At 63.9% G+C, this 15,131-nt stretch carries 13 protein-coding genes; 7 read left to right on the plus strand and 6 right to left on the minus strand.

Translation table 11 applies throughout. The features are described 5' to 3' along the window. Positions 1-5 precede the first annotated feature (5 nt). The 3 genes from rraA (at position 6) to OIT41_RS18905 (ending at position 3,973) form a co-directional block, all read left to right on the plus strand. Entirely contained in the window at positions 6-488 is a 483-nt protein-coding gene (rraA, locus tag OIT41_RS18895; protein ID WP_241709709.1) for a ribonuclease E activity regulator RraA, read from the plus strand. A 107-nt stretch (positions 489-595) separates the two neighbouring features. Then, the gene (locus tag OIT41_RS18900) at positions 596-2,248 is read left to right on the plus strand and encodes an MDR family MFS transporter (RefSeq protein ID WP_241709710.1); all 1,653 of its coding nucleotides are present in this window, start codon (positions 596-598) and stop codon (positions 2,246-2,248) included. A gap of 261 nt (positions 2,249-2,509) precedes the next feature. Continuing rightward, positions 2,510-3,973: a sugar porter family MFS transporter gene (locus OIT41_RS18905; RefSeq protein ID WP_241709711.1), complete on the plus strand. Its 1,464-nt coding sequence runs from the start codon at positions 2,510-2,512 to the stop codon at positions 3,971-3,973. An 80-nt stretch (positions 3,974-4,053) separates the two neighbouring features. Here OIT41_RS18905 and OIT41_RS18910 read toward each other — a convergent pair whose 3' ends face one another. The 3 genes from OIT41_RS18910 to OIT41_RS18920 all read right to left on the minus strand — a co-directional run bounded on the left by OIT41_RS18910 (position 4,054) and on the right by OIT41_RS18920 (position 6,342). Then, entirely contained in the window at positions 4,054-5,280 is a 1,227-nt protein-coding gene (locus OIT41_RS18910; RefSeq protein ID WP_241709712.1) for an MFS transporter, read from the minus strand. Between the two features lie 42 nt (positions 5,281-5,322). Continuing rightward, positions 5,323-5,769, minus strand: coding sequence for a MarR family winged helix-turn-helix transcriptional regulator (locus OIT41_RS18915; RefSeq protein ID WP_241709713.1), 447 nt, complete (start codon positions 5,767-5,769; stop codon positions 5,323-5,325). 69 nt (positions 5,770-5,838) lie between these two features. After that, a complete protein-coding gene (locus tag OIT41_RS18920; RefSeq protein ID WP_078107268.1) occupies positions 5,839-6,342 on the minus strand; it encodes a GNAT family N-acetyltransferase in 504 nt (167 codons plus the stop codon). Between the two features lie 158 nt (positions 6,343-6,500). Between OIT41_RS18920 and OIT41_RS18925 the strand changes: the two genes are divergently transcribed. Further along, complete coding sequence (locus OIT41_RS18925) at positions 6,501-7,973, plus strand: amino acid permease (RefSeq protein WP_078107267.1); 1,473 nt, start codon at positions 6,501-6,503, stop codon at positions 7,971-7,973. A gap of 87 nt (positions 7,974-8,060) precedes the next feature. Here the strand turns inward: OIT41_RS18925 and OIT41_RS18930 are convergent, their stop codons facing one another. From OIT41_RS18930 to OIT41_RS18940, 3 genes are all read right to left on the minus strand, one after another. After that, positions 8,061-9,209, minus strand: a complete 1,149-nt coding sequence (locus tag OIT41_RS18930; RefSeq protein ID WP_241709715.1) for a mannitol-1-phosphate 5-dehydrogenase — start codon at positions 9,207-9,209, stop codon at positions 8,061-8,063. Continuing rightward, positions 9,209-11,164, minus strand: coding sequence for a PTS mannitol transporter subunit IICBA (locus tag OIT41_RS18935; RefSeq protein ID WP_241709716.1), 1,956 nt, complete (start codon positions 11,162-11,164; stop codon positions 9,209-9,211). Before OIT41_RS18935 ends, OIT41_RS18930 begins: the two co-directional genes overlap by 1 nt. Before the next feature lie 69 nt (positions 11,165-11,233). Next, positions 11,234-11,956, minus strand: coding sequence for a TetR/AcrR family transcriptional regulator (locus OIT41_RS18940; protein ID WP_241709717.1), 723 nt, complete (start codon positions 11,954-11,956; stop codon positions 11,234-11,236). Positions 11,957-12,073: 117 nt separating this feature from the next. Between OIT41_RS18940 and ptsP the strand changes: the two genes are divergently transcribed. From ptsP to OIT41_RS18955, 3 genes are all read left to right on the plus strand, one after another. Continuing rightward, positions 12,074-13,762: a phosphoenolpyruvate--protein phosphotransferase gene (gene ptsP / locus OIT41_RS18945; protein WP_264637087.1), complete on the plus strand. Its 1,689-nt coding sequence runs from the start codon at positions 12,074-12,076 to the stop codon at positions 13,760-13,762. 39 nt (positions 13,763-13,801) lie between these two features. Then, positions 13,802-14,080 carry an HPr family phosphocarrier protein gene (locus tag OIT41_RS18950; protein ID WP_264637088.1) on the plus strand — a complete coding sequence of 93 codons (279 nt, stop codon included), beginning with the start codon at positions 13,802-13,804 and terminating at the stop codon, positions 14,078-14,080. A gap of 85 nt (positions 14,081-14,165) precedes the next feature. Continuing rightward, the gene (locus tag OIT41_RS18955; protein WP_264637089.1) at positions 14,166-15,131 is read left to right on the plus strand and encodes a class I SAM-dependent methyltransferase; all 966 of its coding nucleotides are present in this window, start codon (positions 14,166-14,168) and stop codon (positions 15,129-15,131) included.

Consider the following 15,131-nt stretch of genomic DNA (forward strand, 5'->3'; position numbering starts at 1 on the left):
CAACGATGAACAGCCCAGCGAACCCCATCAACACCGCAGATTTATACGACGAGCGTGCCGAGGATGTTGAGTCGATATCACTGCAGTTCCAGGACCTCGGCGGCGTCTCGCACTTCAACGGCCCCGTTCGCACCATCAAGTGCTTTGAGGACAATGCCTTGGTGAAGGCGGTTCTGGCGACCCCCGGCGAAGGCGCCGTGCTGGTGGTGGACGGCTACGGCTCGCTGCGCACGGCTCTCATGGGGGACATGATCGCCGAGAGCGCCGTCGCGAACGGCTGGTCCGGCGTCGTGATCAATGGTGCCATCCGCGATCGCGTGGCGATCGCGAGGCTGCCGTTGGGCGTCAAGGCCCTCGGGAGCAACCCCAAGAAGAGCTCCAAAGTGGGCCGCGGCGAAGTGGACATCGCGCTGCTGATTGATGGAGTTCACATCGAACCCGGCAACCTGATCTACTGCGATCCCGACGGGATTCTCGTGGAACGGTGACATATTTCTCTCCAATCGGGTAAGACAGGGAATAGAGGAGCCATTAGGATAGTTACTGAAAGCAACTATCCTGCTTAGTCCCCTTTTCATCCACCCTTGGAGAAGCAATGTCCAAAGCCACGCCTGTGCGGGCCGCCGGAGAGGTCCTGACACACCGTCAGACGCTCACCGTCATGGTGGGCCTCATGCTCGGCATGTTCCTGTCCTCCCTGGACCAGACCATCGTGTCCACGTCCATTTACACCATCGCCAACGACCTCGACGGCCTGTCCCTGCAGGCGTGGGCCACTACGGCCTACCTCATCACATCCACGGTAACCACCCCGCTGTACGGCAAGCTCAGCGACATCTTCGGGCGCCGTCCGCTCTACCTGGCCGCGATCCTGATCTTCCTCGCGGGCTCCTTGTACGCCGGTTCCGTGCACTCCATGACCGAGCTGGCCATCGCCCGCGGCATCCAGGGTATGGGCGCCGGCGGTCTGCTGGCCCTCGCGCTGACCATCATCGGCGACATCGTTGCCCTGAAGGATCGTGCCAAGTACCAGGGCTACTTCATGTCCGTCTTCGGCGTTTCCTCGGTCCTCGGCCCCGTGGTCGGCGGTGCTTTCGCAGGCTCGGCCAACATCCTTGGCTTCGACGGCTGGCGCTGGGTCTTCTTCATCAACCTGCCCATCGGCCTGGCCGCACTGGCCGTGGTGTTCTTCTACCTGCACCTGCCCGCGAAGCACGTCAAGCAGAAGATCGACTACTGGGGCGCAGGAGCCATCACGCTGGCCATCGTTCCGCTGCTCCTCGTGGCCGAACAAGGCCGCAGCTGGGGCTGGACCTCCGGCAACTCGTGGATCTGCTACGGGCTGGGCGTCATCGGCATCATCGCGTTCCTGCTGGTTGAGCGGCGTGCCGGGGACTACGCGCTGATCCCCCTGCGGCTCTTCAGGAACATCACGTTCGGCTTGTCTTCCCTCCTGAACTTCATCATTGGTATCGGCATGTTCGGGGCCATCGCGATGCTCCCGATGTACCTCCAGCTGGTCAAGGGCCTCACTCCCACCGAGGCCGGCCTCATGATGATCACCTTCACGGTGGGCATCCTCTTCGGTTCCATTACAGCGGGCCGTACCATCTCGTCGTCGGGCGTTTTCCGGATCTTCCCGATCCTCGGCACGGGCATCCTGACCGCGGCTGCCATCGTCATGGGACTGTCCCTCGGCGTGGACACCGGACTCTGGGTCCCCGGCCTGATCGCCGTGTTCTTCGGCATGGGCCTGGGCTTCTGCATGCAGCCGCTCACCCTGGCCATGCAGGTCTCCGTGCCGTCGAAGGACATGGGCGTGGGCACGTCTACCGCTGCGTTCTTCCGTTCCATGGGCGGTGCCGTGGGAACCGCCGTGTTCATCTCGATGCTCTTCAGCCTGGCCGCCGACAAGATCGCCTCGGGCATGAAGGACGCCATGGGCAGCGCCGATTACCTCAAGGTGCTCAAGGATCCCGCGGTTGCTGCGGATCCCGCCAACGCGAAGCTGTACGACTTCTTCAAGAACGGCGCCACGAACGATTCGCTGAACGACACCAGCTGGCTGCACCATGCAAACCCGGCGCTCACGCGCCCCATCCTTGAAGGCTTCGCACAGTCGATCGACACCGTGATGCTGACCGCCGCGGCCCTCACCGGCCTCGCGTTCCTCATCACGTTCGCTTTGCCGAACAAGAAGCTGACGGATCCGAAGACGGCTGCGAAAGAGTCCGTTTCGGCCCACTAGGCAATATCTCGAACCGCGCCACGGCAGGCAGTCTTTTGGACTGCCTGCCGTTGTCGTTTCCAGTGTTCGTGCGGGCAAGCGTCCGACGGCGGCGCAAAAGTCTGCGTGGCGTGACACCTCCTGCGTGGCCGGCCGCGTTGACTGGAAGTCACGCTGGCAGCGTGCCACACTGTGTAGCGCGAGTGCCCCGACGTCCCCGTCGGAACCAGGCGCCGACGAGGACCGCGCCGCACAGTCCACAAATTTTCCCAAGGGAGAGCCATGCCCGATTCCAGCTCAGACAGCCGCTCCGGCGTCCCACGCAAGGTAATCGGCCTGGCCGTTGCCGGGGCGGTAGGCGGTTTCCTCTTCGGCTTCGATTCCTCCGTCGTCAATGGGGCCGTCGATGCGATGAAGGACGAATTCATGCTGAGCGAGGCCGTCACTGGCCTCGCTGTGGCGGTCGCGTTGCTCGGCTGTGCAGCAGGGGCCTATCTCGCGGGCAAGGTGGCCGACCGATACGGCCGCATCCCCGCCATGAAGCTGGGCGCCGCTCTCTTCCTGGTCAGTTCCATCGGGACGGGCTTGGCTTTCGGCATCTGGGACCTGGTCTTCTGGCGCTTGGTTGGCGGCCTCGGCATCGGCCTCGCCTCCGTGATCGCGCCGGCCTACATCTCTGAAATCTCCCCGCGCCGGGTCCGTGGCCGGCTCGCATCGTTGCAGCAGCTAGCGATCACCACCGGTATTTTCGCGGCCCTGCTGTCCGACGCCGTCCTGGCAAACTCTGCGGGAAGCGCCCACCATGCGTTGTGGCTCGGCATTGAGGCGTGGCGCTGGATGTTCATCGCCTGCGCCGTGCCCGCCGCGGTATACGGCGTGATCGCCTTCCGGCTGCCTGAGTCCCCGCGCTTCCTGGTCCTCAACGGCAAGGAAGATACCGCACGCAAAATCTTCGACACCCTGATGCCCGGCGACGACACCGAACGCCACATCCGCGAGATCCGCGACTCGATCAAGGAGGACGAGCTCTCCACCAAGAAGGGCTCGCTGCGTGGAAAGGCCTTCGGCCTGCAACCCGTGGTGTGGATCGGCATCATCCTGTCCGTGCTGCAGCAATTCGTCGGCATCAACGTGATCTTCTACTACTCCACCACCCTGTGGAAAGCAGTCGGCTTCCACGAGCAGGACTCCCTGACCATCTCGGTGGCAACGTCCGTCACCAACATCCTGGTGACCCTCGTGGCCATCGCACTCGTGGACCGCATCGGCCGGCGGCCCATCCTGCTCGCGGGCTCGATCGGGATGGCCGTGTCCCTTGGCGCCATGGCGTTGGCCTTCTCCTCCGCCACCGGGTCGGGATCCTCGGTGTCCTTGACCGGAGCCTGGGGTCCGGTTGCCCTGGTAGCAGCCAACGTGTTCGTGGTGAGCTTCGGAGCTTCGTGGGGACCGTTGGTGTGGGTGCTCCTGGGAGAGATCTTCCCCTCACGCATCCGTGCCCGCGCGCTGGGCCTGGCCGCTGCAGCCCAGTGGATCGCCAACTTCGCGGTCACTTTGAGCTTCCCGGTCATGGCGGCCGGTTCGCTGCCGCTGACTTACGGCATGTACGCACTGTTCGCCGCGGCGTCGTTCTTCTTTGTCATGTTCAAGGTGCCCGAAACGAACGGCATGTCCCTCGAGCAGGCCGACACCTTGTTCGTCCCGAAGGGCTCCAAGCCCGCGGAGTTCGCGGTCACGGAACCCAAGTAGCCTCCCGGGCCCAAGTGACTCGCAGTTGTTGTCGTTTTGGAGGCTCATAACGACAACAACTGCGAGCTGATTGGGGCCGCCTACACGAGGTGCGGTTCGTGCGACTTCAGGTATCGGCGGCCACTTGCGGCTACGAGGATCGCGAACCCGAGGGCGACGGCGGCAGCGAAGAACGGGACCTGGGGACCGAAGTGCTCGCCCAGCTGCGCAGCGACAAACGGAGCCAGCGCGCCGCCCATCCAGCGCACAAAGTTGTACCCGGCCGAGGCCACGGGACGCGGCGAATCGGAGACCTCCATGGCCAGTTCGGTGTACAGCGTGTTGTTGATGCCCAGCAGGGCGCCCGCCACAATGACGAGCACGACGACGGCAGTCACCGAGTGCCCCGCAGCCAGTCCCAGCCCTACGAGGTCCAGCAAAAGCGCCCCGAGTGTGCCGACCAGGACGTTGGTGGTGCCGAAGCGACGCTGCAGCAGGGGTGCGACGAAGACCGAGAACACGGCCACGGCTACGCCCCAACCGAAGAACACGGCACCGATACCGTAGGCGTCCATTCCCAGGATGAAGGGCGTGAAGGCAAGGATCGTGAAGAAGCCGTAGTTGTAGAACAGGGCACTGGCCGCAGTGGTGCGAAGGCCTTTGTGGCCCAGGGCGAGGAGCGGGTCACGCAAACGGGCCTTCGTGGCCGGCTTCGGCGTCTTGGGCAGCAGGGCCAGCAAGGCGATGAAGGAGACGGCCATGAGGACCGCGGTGCCGAAGAACGGTGCGCGCCACTGCCAGCCGCCGAGCAGCGCGCCGAGCAAGGGGCCGAGGGAAATGCCCAGGCCAAGGGCGGCTTCGTAAAGAATAATCGCGGTTCCGGTTCCACCGCTTGCGACGCCGACAATCACTGCGAGCGCGGTGGCCACGAAGAGAGCGTTGCCAAGTCCCCAACCAGCGCGGAATCCGACCAGCTCACCCACGCTTCCGGACAAGCCGGACAGCGAGGCGAAAACGACAATCAGGGCCAGGCCGATCATCAGCGTCTTTTTGCCGCCGATCCGCGACGAGACGAAACCGGTCACGAGCATCGCGACCGCGGTCACCAGGAAGTAGCTCGTGAAGAGCAACGACACCTGGCTGGGGCTGGCCTGGAGGTTCTTGGCGATGGCCGGCAGGATCGGGTCCACCAGGCCGATACCCATGAAGGCGAAGACGGCGGCAATCGCCGTGGCCCAGACAGCTTTGGGTTGCTTGAGGAACGAAGCCTTCTCGGCCTCGAGGGTTTCTTCCGCTGGCTGCAGTTGCTCTGCGAGCTGGCCTTTCATGGACTGCTCTCCTAGTTCTTGGGCTTCTTCAGTTGGGTTTGTTCAGTACTGGACTGAGTGGTTGATCTTGTCGAACACCGGAAGTGCGGCTTCCACGGCGTGGCGTTCTGCTTCGCTCAGCGTTCCGAGGATCCCGGCGATGAATTCGTTGCGGCGGCGGTCTGCGTTCTCGACGGCGGCACGTCCCGCCGCGGTCGCGGCGACGCGGACGGCACGGGAGTCGTCCGGATCCGCTTCCCGTTTGACGAGGCCCGCGCGCTCAAGCTTGATGATCTGCTCGGTGGCGCTGGGGACCTTGACCCCCAGGTTCCGGGCGATCCCTCCGACGCGGGCAGCGCCGTCGAGCGCCATCTTGAGGACGCCAAGCTGGGCGGAGCTGAGTTGCTCCTCGGAATCGAGGCGGCGCATCACATAGACGCTCTGCCGCAAGGCTTCCCGGAATGATTGGGCGAGGGCGAGGAGCGCTTCGTCAGCTTGATTGTCGTTCATACTTAGGTATCCTAACAGTTAGGTTACCTAAATATCAAGGATAAGCATTTCCCTTTGCGCTCTCCGGCGCTACAGCGCGAGCTTCATTCCCTCGTGACTGGCCACGAAACCAAGCCGCTCATAGAAGCGGTGGGCATCCGTGCGGGACTTGTCGCTGGTGAGCTGGACCAGGGTGCAGCCGCGGTTCCGAGCCTCTTCGATGGCCCACTGCATCATGGCCGCCCCGACGCCATGGTCCCGCAACTCTGCGGCGACGCGCACGGCCTCGATCTGGCAGCGCAATGAGCCCTTCCGAGCCAAACCCGGGATGAAACTCAGCTGGAAAGTCGCCACGCAAGCGCCATTCAAATGGCCGACCACCAACAGTTGGGCCGGATCCTCATTGATCTGCTGAAACGCCTGCAGATAGGGTCCGACATCGTCGGCATTTTCACGGGAGCTGCCCAACTGATCCGCGGCGAGCAATCTGAGAATGGCGGGCAGGTCCTCCCAGTGTGCCCGGCGGAGCGTGAAGACTCCTTCGTCCAGAACCATGCTCAACAGCGGCTTCACCCCTGGATTTGTGTGACTCATAGCACCAGCCTGACACAAGCTGGAAGATTCGTTTTACGCGCTTTCATGAATTCTGGGTGAAACGATCAATCACAAATTATTGGATGCTTCAAGTTACTTTGGACTAGCAGATTTGTTAGCCACGTCACCATGCGGCGAATCACCCGAAGGATACAGATATGTCTCACCAGACAACAACGGGGCACCGCACAGCCTCCAGCAAAGACAGCGAGCCGCATCTGGCGCGCTCACTGAGCAACCGCCACATCCAGTTGCTTGCCATCGGCGGCGCCATCGGCACGGGCCTGTTCATGGGCTCCGGAAAGACCATCTCCGTCGCCGGCCCGTCAGTGATCTTCGTGTACATGATCATCGGCTTCATGCTGTTCTTCGTCATGCGCGCCATGGGCCAGCTCCTGCTGTCCAACCTGAACTACAAGTCCTTCAGCGACTTCGCCGGCGACCTGCTTGGTCCTTGGGCGGGCTTCTTCACCGGCTGGACCTATTGGTTCTGCTGGGTGGTAACCGGAGTGGCCGATGTAATCGCCATCGCGGGCTACGCAAATGAGCTCTGGCCGGGGGTGCCGCTCTGGATTCCGGGCCTCGCGACCATCGCCATCCTGCTCCTCCTGAACCTCCCCACGGTGAAGGCCTTCGGCGAGACTGAGTTCTGGTTCGCCCTCATCAAGATCGTTGCCATCGCCGCTTTGATCATCGTGGGTATCGTCATGATCTCCACCGGCTTCACGTCCGACGCCGGAGCCGCCAGCTTGACCAATCTCTGGAGCCACGGCGGCTTCTTCCCCAAGGAATTCATGGGGTTCGTTGCCGGCTTCCAGATCGCGGTCTTCGCGTTCGTCGGCATCGAACTGGTGGGCACCGCCGCGGCCGAGACCAAAAACCCGGAGCACAACCTGCCCCGCGCCATCAACGCCATCCCGGTCCGCGTCATGCTGTTCTATGTCGGCGCGCTCATCATCCTGATGTCCGTCATCCCGTGGACGGAATTCAAGGCCGGCCACAGCCCGTTCATCGCCATGTTCTCCCTGGCCGGACTGGGCATCGCGGCCACCGTGGTGAACCTCGTGGTGCTGACCTCTGCCATGTCCTCGGCCAACTCGGGTATCTACTCGACGTCGCGCATGGTGTTTGGCCTAGCCAACGACGGCGATGCCCCCAAATTGTTCGGCCGCCTCTCGAGCCGCAAAGTCCCGCAGAACGCCCTGTTTCTGTCCTGCGTGCTGCTCCTTGGCGGCGTCGCCCTGCTCTACGCGGGCAAGGACATTGGAGCAGCCTTCGACATGGTCACCACGGTCTCCGCGGTCTGCTTCATGTTCGTATGGTCCATCATCCTGGCGAGCTACCTCGTTTTCCGGAAGCGCCGGCCCCAGCTGCACGAGGCATCGACCTTCAAGATGCCCGGCGGGATCGTGATGGTGTGGGTGGTCTTCGCCTTCTTCGGCTTCCTGGTTTGGGCCCTGACGACCCAGCCGGACACCCTCACGGCCCTGCTCGTCACGCCCATCTGGTTCGCGATCCTCGCCGTGGCCTACGCCCTGGTCCGGAAGTCGCCGCTGCACCAGGCCCGCGTGGCAGAGTGGAAAGCCATGGCCGAATCCGAGACGACCGCCGTCGACACCGCCGCCCGCTAGGACGCCCGCTCACATATAACGGCAAAACCCGAAACCCTCCTTCACATCATTCATGTGAAGGAGGGTGAGCGAGCGTCCGGGAAAAGCCTAGGACTCGGCCTTGCGGTCTTCGATCAGCTTCAGCACCTGCGGGAACAACGGATGCGACGGCGGCAGGTCGGTAATGCGCTCGACCGCCTCGGCGGCGTCCATCTCGGAAAGCATCCGGGAGAGTTCCACGGCTTCGTCGTCGGCGCCGTCGTCGAAACGCAGGGCTGCGGCCATCGCATCGAGGAGGGCAACCGGCGTGACTCCGCGCTCCGCGAGTTCCGCGGCCGGCCCGATGAACCGTTCGTGCCGGCCCAACTTCCGGAGCGGAGCACGGCCCACCCGGTTCACCGTGTCCGGCAAGTACGGGTTGGTGAAGCGGGACAGGATCTTCTGCACGTACGCTTCCTGCTCTGCTTCGACGAACTCATGTTTGGCCACGAGAAGCTGCTTGGTCTCCTCCAACACGGCCCGCACCCGGGCGGCCACGGTGGCGTCGGCCATGGCGTCGGAGATCTTCTCCAAGCCGGCGCTATAGCCGAAGTACGCTGCCGAGGCATGTCCCGTGTTGACCGTGAACAGCTTCCGTTCGATATACGGAGCGAGTTCGTCCACGAAGGTCGCGCCCGGGATCACCGGCGCCTCCCCGGCGAAGGGCGTGCGGTCGATCACCCACTCGTAGAAGGTCTCCACAGTCACGTCCAGGCCTTGGCCCGGCGCTTGGTTGGGGACAATCCTGTCCACCGCCGTGTTCGCAAACACAGCAGCGGAGGAAAGGTCACCGGCGGCACCGTCCCACGCGGCTTCCACTTCGGAGTGCAGGAGGTCCGTGGCGTTGATCGCGTTCTCGCAGGCCATGACCTGGAGCGGAGCCAACAACGGCGAGCGGCCGGCGACGCCCCGCGCGATCACCGGTGCCACGAACTTGAGGATGTGGGGCCCCACTGCAGTGGTGACGAGGTCCGCCGTCGCGATTTCCGCGACGACGGCAGCCTCTTCGGTGCCCGAATTCAGGGCCCGGAAACCGGACACGGTCTTGACGGCGGCGTTCTCGCCGACCTCGTGGACCTCATAGGAGGATGCGGAGGCGAGCTGGCTGATCAAGGCCTCCGCGACATCGGCGAAGACCACCTCATATCCGGCCTCGTGCAGCAGCAAGCCGACGAATCCGCGTCCGATGTTCCCTGCCCCGAAATGGACTGCCTTCACTATGCGTTGACCTTTCCGAACAGATCCAGCACTTCCTGCACCGACGTGGCCTGCTCGAGCTGGGCCACTTGCGCCTTGTCCGTGAAGATCTTGGCGATGGAGGACAGGATGTGGAGGTGCTCGTTGTTGATGCCGGCGACGCCGACGACGAACTTGACCTGCTTGCCGCCCCAGTCGATGCCCTCGGGGTAGCGGACGATCGACACACCGGAGTGCAGGATGTGGTCCTTGGCAGCATTGGTGCCGTGCGGGATGGCCAGGAAGCTGCCCATGTACGTGGACACGGATTCCTCGCGCTCGTGCATCGCGTGAATGTAGCCCATGTCCACGGAGCCGCGGTCCAGCAGGAGCTTGCCGGCTTCGTCGATGGCCGAGTCACGGTCCGTCGCGGAACCATTGAGGATCACGCTTTGGGGGAGCAGGACATCTTTGCCCTCGGCGGCGGCAGGCTGGGCGGCGTGGGCACCGGCGGCCGGTTCGGCAACCGCCGTCGAATCTTCAGTCCCGGGCTCAGCGTTGCTGCTCTTGACCAGTTCCACGATCTCCTCGTACCGGGGACTGTTCATGAAGTTGTCCACGGAGACGTGCACGGCACTGGAGGTGACCGGCCGGGCGCGTTCTGTCAGGTCCTGGTGCGTGACCACGACGTCATACGTGTCGCTGAGGTTGGCAATGGCCGAATTAGTGACCTTGACGTCCGGGAACCCGGCTGCCTTGATCTTGTTGCGCAGGACCGAGGCCCCCATGGCGCTGGAGCCCATGCCGGCGTCGCACGCGAACACGATGTTCTGGATAGGACGGGTCAGGACGGCGGTACCGCCACCGGCGCCCAGGAGGGCGGAGGAAACGGAACTCTTCTTGCCCTTGAGCTCTTCCATCCTGGACGTTGCCTGGCCCAACGCGTCCACATCGGTGGTCTTGCTGGTCCGCAGGATCACCGAGGCGATCAGGAAAGATACCGTGGCTGCGAGGAGGACGGAGAGCGCCACACCGAAGTAGCTGTCTTTCGCTGTTGCGGCAAAGACCGCGAGGATGCTGCCCGGGGCTGCAGGTGAGCGCAAGCCCGCACCGGTGACCACCAAGGTGAAGATACCGGTCATGCCGCCTGCGATCGTGGCGAGGATCAGGATCGGCTTCATGAGGATGTACGGGAAGTAGATCTCGTGGATGCCGCCGACAAACTGGATAAGCGCAGCGCCAGGAGCAGAAGCGCGTGCCAGGCCCTTGCCGAAGATCATGTACGCGAGCAGGACGCCGACGCCCGGGCCGGGGTTGGCCTCAAGCAGAAACAGGATGGACTTGCCGTTTTGCAGTGCTTGTTCCGTGCCGAGCGGAGTGAGGATGCCGTGGTTGACGGCGTTGTTGAGGAAAAGGACCTTGGCGGGTTCGATGAAGATGCTGGTCAACGGCAGGAGTCCGTTGTGGACCAGGAATTCGACGACGTTGCTCGCACCGTCGCTGAAGGCCTTCACTACCGGACCGATCACCAGCATGCCGAAGATGGCCAGGGCGGCACCGACGATGCCTGCCGAGAAGTTGTCGATCAGCATCTCGAAGCCCGGCTTGACCCGGCCTTCCCATACCTTGTCGAGCTTCTTCATGATCCAGGCCGTGAGCGGGCCCATGAGCATGGCGCCGATGAACATCGGGATATCCGTACCCACAATCACACCCATGGTGGCGACGGCTCCCACCACGCCGCCGCGGATGCCGTGAACGGCCCGGCCGCCCGTGTAGCCAATCAAGAGCGGCAACAGGTACGTGATCATGGGGCCCACGAGTTTGGCCAGGTCCGCATTGGGCAAGAAGCCTGCCGGGATGAACAGGGCCGTGATGATGCCCCATGCAATAAAGGCCCCGATGTTGGGCATGATCATGCCCGATAGGAACGTTCCGAACTTTTGGACACCAACGCGCACGCTGGTGCGCGGTTTCGCAACTGACGCTGTTGCCATTGTGTGAATTCCTAACGTGAGCCCCGCATCAGTGCGGGATCAGTCGATATCTATCGAAGGAGGACAGCTCTAGGAGCTGCTGGAGATACGGTGAAGCCATTCAAGGAAGAGCTTCAGTTCCGAACTGGATAGCTGGTCTGAATGCGAGGCTTGGAGTGCCGCATTCAGCGCGATTGCCGCAACAACAACGGACGACTTGCCGGAGTCGTCTGCTGCGGCGCCACGGGCAATTTCCGTGGACACGGCGAAAATCATGGAATCCCGGGTCATGGTGGAAAGTTCGAGGTTCCGGTCTTCCAAAGGCTCTGCAATGAGCATGAGCGTGACGCCGACGTTGGCCGCCAGGATGCTCCTGGCCGCCTCGCGCGGGGGTACGTTGATCTGCCCGGCAATGGCCGCCTTGCTCAGCATCTCCTCCAGAAGCGACTCGGCATCAGCCACGATGGCCGGCCTGCTTTCCGGACGGATGTTGCCGAACATCACCAGGTAAAGGTGCGGTTGGGTAAGTCCGAACTGGACGTGGTTGTCCCACATCCGGCGGACGTCCTCCAGGGGTTCCCCAGAGGGTGCGAAGTCCCGCTCTCCCGCCACGTACTCCTCGAAGCCGGCTGAAACGACGGCATCGAACAGCCCCTCCTTGTCGCCGAAGTGGTGGTAAAGCGTGGGCGCCGTGACGCCGGCAAGTTTGGTGATTTGGCGCGTAGAGACCGGTGACCCGTCCGAATTCGCCAGCAACTCGGCAGCTGCACGGAGCAGCCGAGTTTTGGGCGGAAGCTGGTCATCGAAACTCATAGCCGCTACCCTAGCACCTATAGCAACGCTATATGAAGTGAGTCACAGGAGATTTTTTCGGACCCCGAGGCGCCGCAGCCGGTGGGTCCGATCCGAGAGCAGGAACAGAGGATTTCAGTGCAGAATTTCCAAGGAGTAGGCGTTAGCCCGGGCCGCGTCATTGGCACTATCCGTCAGATGCCCAAACCAGTCAGCGAACCGCCGTCGGGCGAACAGCTAGCCGCATCCACCACTGCGGAAGACGCCGTCGCTGGCCTGAAAGCGGCGGCCCAATCGGTCCACGACGAGCTCAAAGCACGGGCTGACAAGGCCAGCGGCGACGGCAAGGCGGTGCTCGAAGCCACGGCGCTCATGGCCAAGGACACCATGCTCCTGAAGTCGGCCACCAAGCTCATCAACAACAACGGCAGCTCCGCCGAACGCGCCATCTGGGAAGCCGGAGCCTCCGTCTCCGAAATGCTCCACAACCTGGGCGGATACATGGCCGAACGCGCCACCGACGTCCTGGACGTCCGCGCGCGGATCGTCGCCGAACTCCGCGGAGTCCCCGCCCCGGGGATCCCGGCGTCGGACACTCCGTTCATCCTGGTGGCCGAAGACCTCGCACCCGCCGACACCGCAACGCTGGACCCCGCCGTCGTGACTGCACTGGTCACCTCGGGCGGCGGACCGCAGTCCCACACCGCGATCATCGCGCGCTCGCTCGGCTTGCCCGCAGTCGTCGCGGCCCGCGGAGTGGACGAAATTCCTGACGGCGCCGAAGTCTTCGTGGACGGCGCAGCCGGCTCACTCTCCCTCGAACCCAGCGAAGAACAGCGCGCGGCCGCCCTCGCGTGGGTCGAAAATGCCGCCACCCTTGCGGCTTTTGACGGAAACGGCACGACGGCGGACGGCCACTTGGTGCCCCTCCTCGCCAACGTCGGCGGAGCCAAGGACGCTGCCGCGGCCGCGGCGCTGGGCTCCCAGGGCGTGGGCCTTTTCCGCACCGAATTCTGCTTCCTGGAACGCGACACCGAACCGACCGTGCTGGAACAGGCCGCCGCGTACAGGGGCGTATTCGACGCGTTCCCGGGCAAGAAAGTGGTGCTCCGGACCCTCGACGCGGGCGCCGACAAGCCCCTTCCCTTCCTCACCGACGCCACCGAACCCAACCCGGCCCTCGGCGTGCGCGGTTACCGCACCGACTTCACCACACCCGGTGTTTTGGACCGCCAGCTCGAGGCAATCGCCATAGCGGCCGACGAAACAGAGGCCGAGGTGTGGGTCATGGCGCCCATGATCTCGACTGCGGCCGAGGCTGCCCATTTCGCGTCGATGTGCGATGCCGCGGGCATCAAAAAACCCGGCGTGATGGTGGAAGTTCCCTCGGCGGCATTGACCTCGGCGTCGGTCCTGCGCCACGTGGGTTTCGCGTCCCTCGGCACCAATGACCTCACGCAGTACGCCATGGCGGCCGACCGGCAACTCGGGCCCCTCGCCGAACTCAACACCCCGTGGCAGCCCGCCGTCCTGCGCCTCGTCCAGCTGACCGTGGCTGGCTCGGTCGAAGAGGGCAGCGGCAAACCCGTTGGCGTCTGCGGTGAGGCTGCCGCGGACCCGGCCCTCGCCGTCGTGCTTGTTGGCCTGGGCGTGTCCACGCTGTCCATGACCGCGCGGTCGCTTGCCGCCGTCGGAACCGTGCTCAAAACGGTGACGTTGGAACAGGCGCAGGAGCTGGCCCGGCTGGCGCTCAGCGCACCGGATGCGCTCGACGCAAAGGCCTGGGTCCGTGCCAAACTGCCGATCCTCGAGGAACTCGGGCTCTGAGCCCGGCTGCACTGTCCTACCTGAACACAAGGAGAAACCATGCCCGAACGCACCGCCACCATCGCCAGCCGCTCCGGATTGCACGCCCGCCCCGCGGCAATTTTTGCCGAAGCCGCGGGAGAATCGCCGGTTGAAGTGACCATCGCTATGGCCGGTTCGGCTGCCGACGACGCGCTCGACGCCGCCAGCATCCTTTCCCTCATGACGCTCGGCGCGGCCAAGGGCGACGTCGTGGTGCTTCGCGCGGAGGGCGACGGCGCCGACGCTGCCCTCGATTCCCTGGTGACACTCCTGGAAACGGACCTCGACGCCGAGTAGGCGGCCTCTTTTCCAACGCCCGCTCACCTATGAGCGCCTCCCGCCGAACGCCCGCTCACCGTCGATGAGCCGAAAGGGAACGAAAATGCGCAAGCCCGATCCCGCCGTCGCGTTCTATGCGCTCAGCATTGCGCTGCTCCCGGTGTCGCTACTCGGCTATGTGATCTGGGTGGGAAAGCTTTTGTCTGCGAGACCTTCTGGCGTGTCGACAAGTGCGCAGGCCCCGCTCTCCGCGAGGTGGGCGATGCACAAATTCGGCGTGCGCGAAGACCAGGCCGCCAACCGGTTGTTGCCCCTGCTTCCCGGCGTTCCCTGGTTGGGCATGCGTTTGGCATTCTGGCCGACCGTCTTCGCGCACCGCGTCACGGGTTTCGTCCCGAAGACGTTCCGCTACCCCTTTGAGGGCGAGATACCTCCACAAGCGGAGGCATCGGCGAGGGTCACGTTCTTCGACAACGCGGTAGACCGCACCCTTCCCGGGATCGACCAGTTGGTCATCCTCGGCGCGGGTTTCGACACACGCCCGTACCGCCTCGCGCCGGACACGCCCGTCAGTTCCTTCGAGGTAGATGCCGCAAGGACGCAGGCGGTCAAGCGCGAAATACTCGACAGGGCAGGAATCGACACGCACAAGGTAGCGTTCGTGTCCGCGGACTTCGAGAAGGATGATTGGCTCGCCAAACTCGTCGACGCCGGGTTCGACGTCGGGCGTCCGGCGCTTTTCCTCTGGGAGGGTGTCACGATGTACCTCGACCGGAACGCGATCGAGGACACGCTCCGGAAGGTCGCGAGTTGCGCCACGGGGAGCTTGCTCGCCTTCGACTACTTCACAACCGAGGCCCTTGAATCGAGAACGCCATATTGGCGATTCGGGCGGGCGGCGGCCACCGCAGCGGGCGAGCCATTGAGGTTCGGCGTGGACAGGACACCGCCTTCGCGGGAGCGCCTGGCCGAACTTCTCCGGTCCAACGGGTTGGCTCTCCTCGAACAGCGTGGACTTGGTCGCGAGAAACGCGCGTGGGGCGGCTTCGCGATCGCCGTGGTGGAGTAA

It is taken from the genome of Arthrobacter sp. YA7-1 (assembly GCF_025960325.1).
Lineage (GTDB): Bacteria > Actinomycetota > Actinomycetes > Actinomycetales > Micrococcaceae > Arthrobacter > Arthrobacter bambusae_A.

What these genes read in the sequence shown, in the direction of transcription:
- OIT41_RS18950 (WP_264637088.1), top strand. Translation starts at nt 13,802, where the DNA reads ATGCCCGAACGCACCGCCACCATCGCCAGCCGCTCCGGATTGCACGCC.
- OIT41_RS18905 (WP_241709711.1), top strand. Translation starts at nt 2,510, where the DNA reads ATGCCCGATTCCAGCTCAGACAGCCGCTCCGGCGTCCCACGCAAGGTA.
- OIT41_RS18955 (WP_264637089.1), top strand. Translation starts at nt 14,166, where the DNA reads ATGCGCAAGCCCGATCCCGCCGTCGCGTTCTATGCGCTCAGCATTGCG.
- OIT41_RS18915 (WP_241709713.1), bottom strand. Translation starts at nt 5,769, where the DNA reads ATGAACGACAATCAAGCTGACGAAGCGCTCCTCGCCCTCGCCCAATCA.
- OIT41_RS18910 (WP_241709712.1), bottom strand. Translation starts at nt 5,280, where the DNA reads ATGAAAGGCCAGCTCGCAGAGCAACTGCAGCCAGCGGAAGAAACCCTC.
- OIT41_RS18935 (WP_241709716.1), bottom strand. Translation starts at nt 11,164, where the DNA reads ATGGCAACAGCGTCAGTTGCGAAACCGCGCACCAGCGTGCGCGTTGGT.
- OIT41_RS18900 (WP_241709710.1), top strand. Translation starts at nt 596, where the DNA reads ATGTCCAAAGCCACGCCTGTGCGGGCCGCCGGAGAGGTCCTGACACAC.
- OIT41_RS18940 (WP_241709717.1), bottom strand. Translation starts at nt 11,956, where the DNA reads ATGAGTTTCGATGACCAGCTTCCGCCCAAAACTCGGCTGCTCCGTGCA.
- rraA (WP_241709709.1), top strand. Translation starts at nt 6, where the DNA reads ATGAACAGCCCAGCGAACCCCATCAACACCGCAGATTTATACGACGAG.
- OIT41_RS18925 (WP_078107267.1), top strand. Translation starts at nt 6,501, where the DNA reads ATGTCTCACCAGACAACAACGGGGCACCGCACAGCCTCCAGCAAAGAC.
- OIT41_RS18920 (WP_078107268.1), bottom strand. Translation starts at nt 6,342, where the DNA reads ATGAGTCACACAAATCCAGGGGTGAAGCCGCTGTTGAGCATGGTTCTG.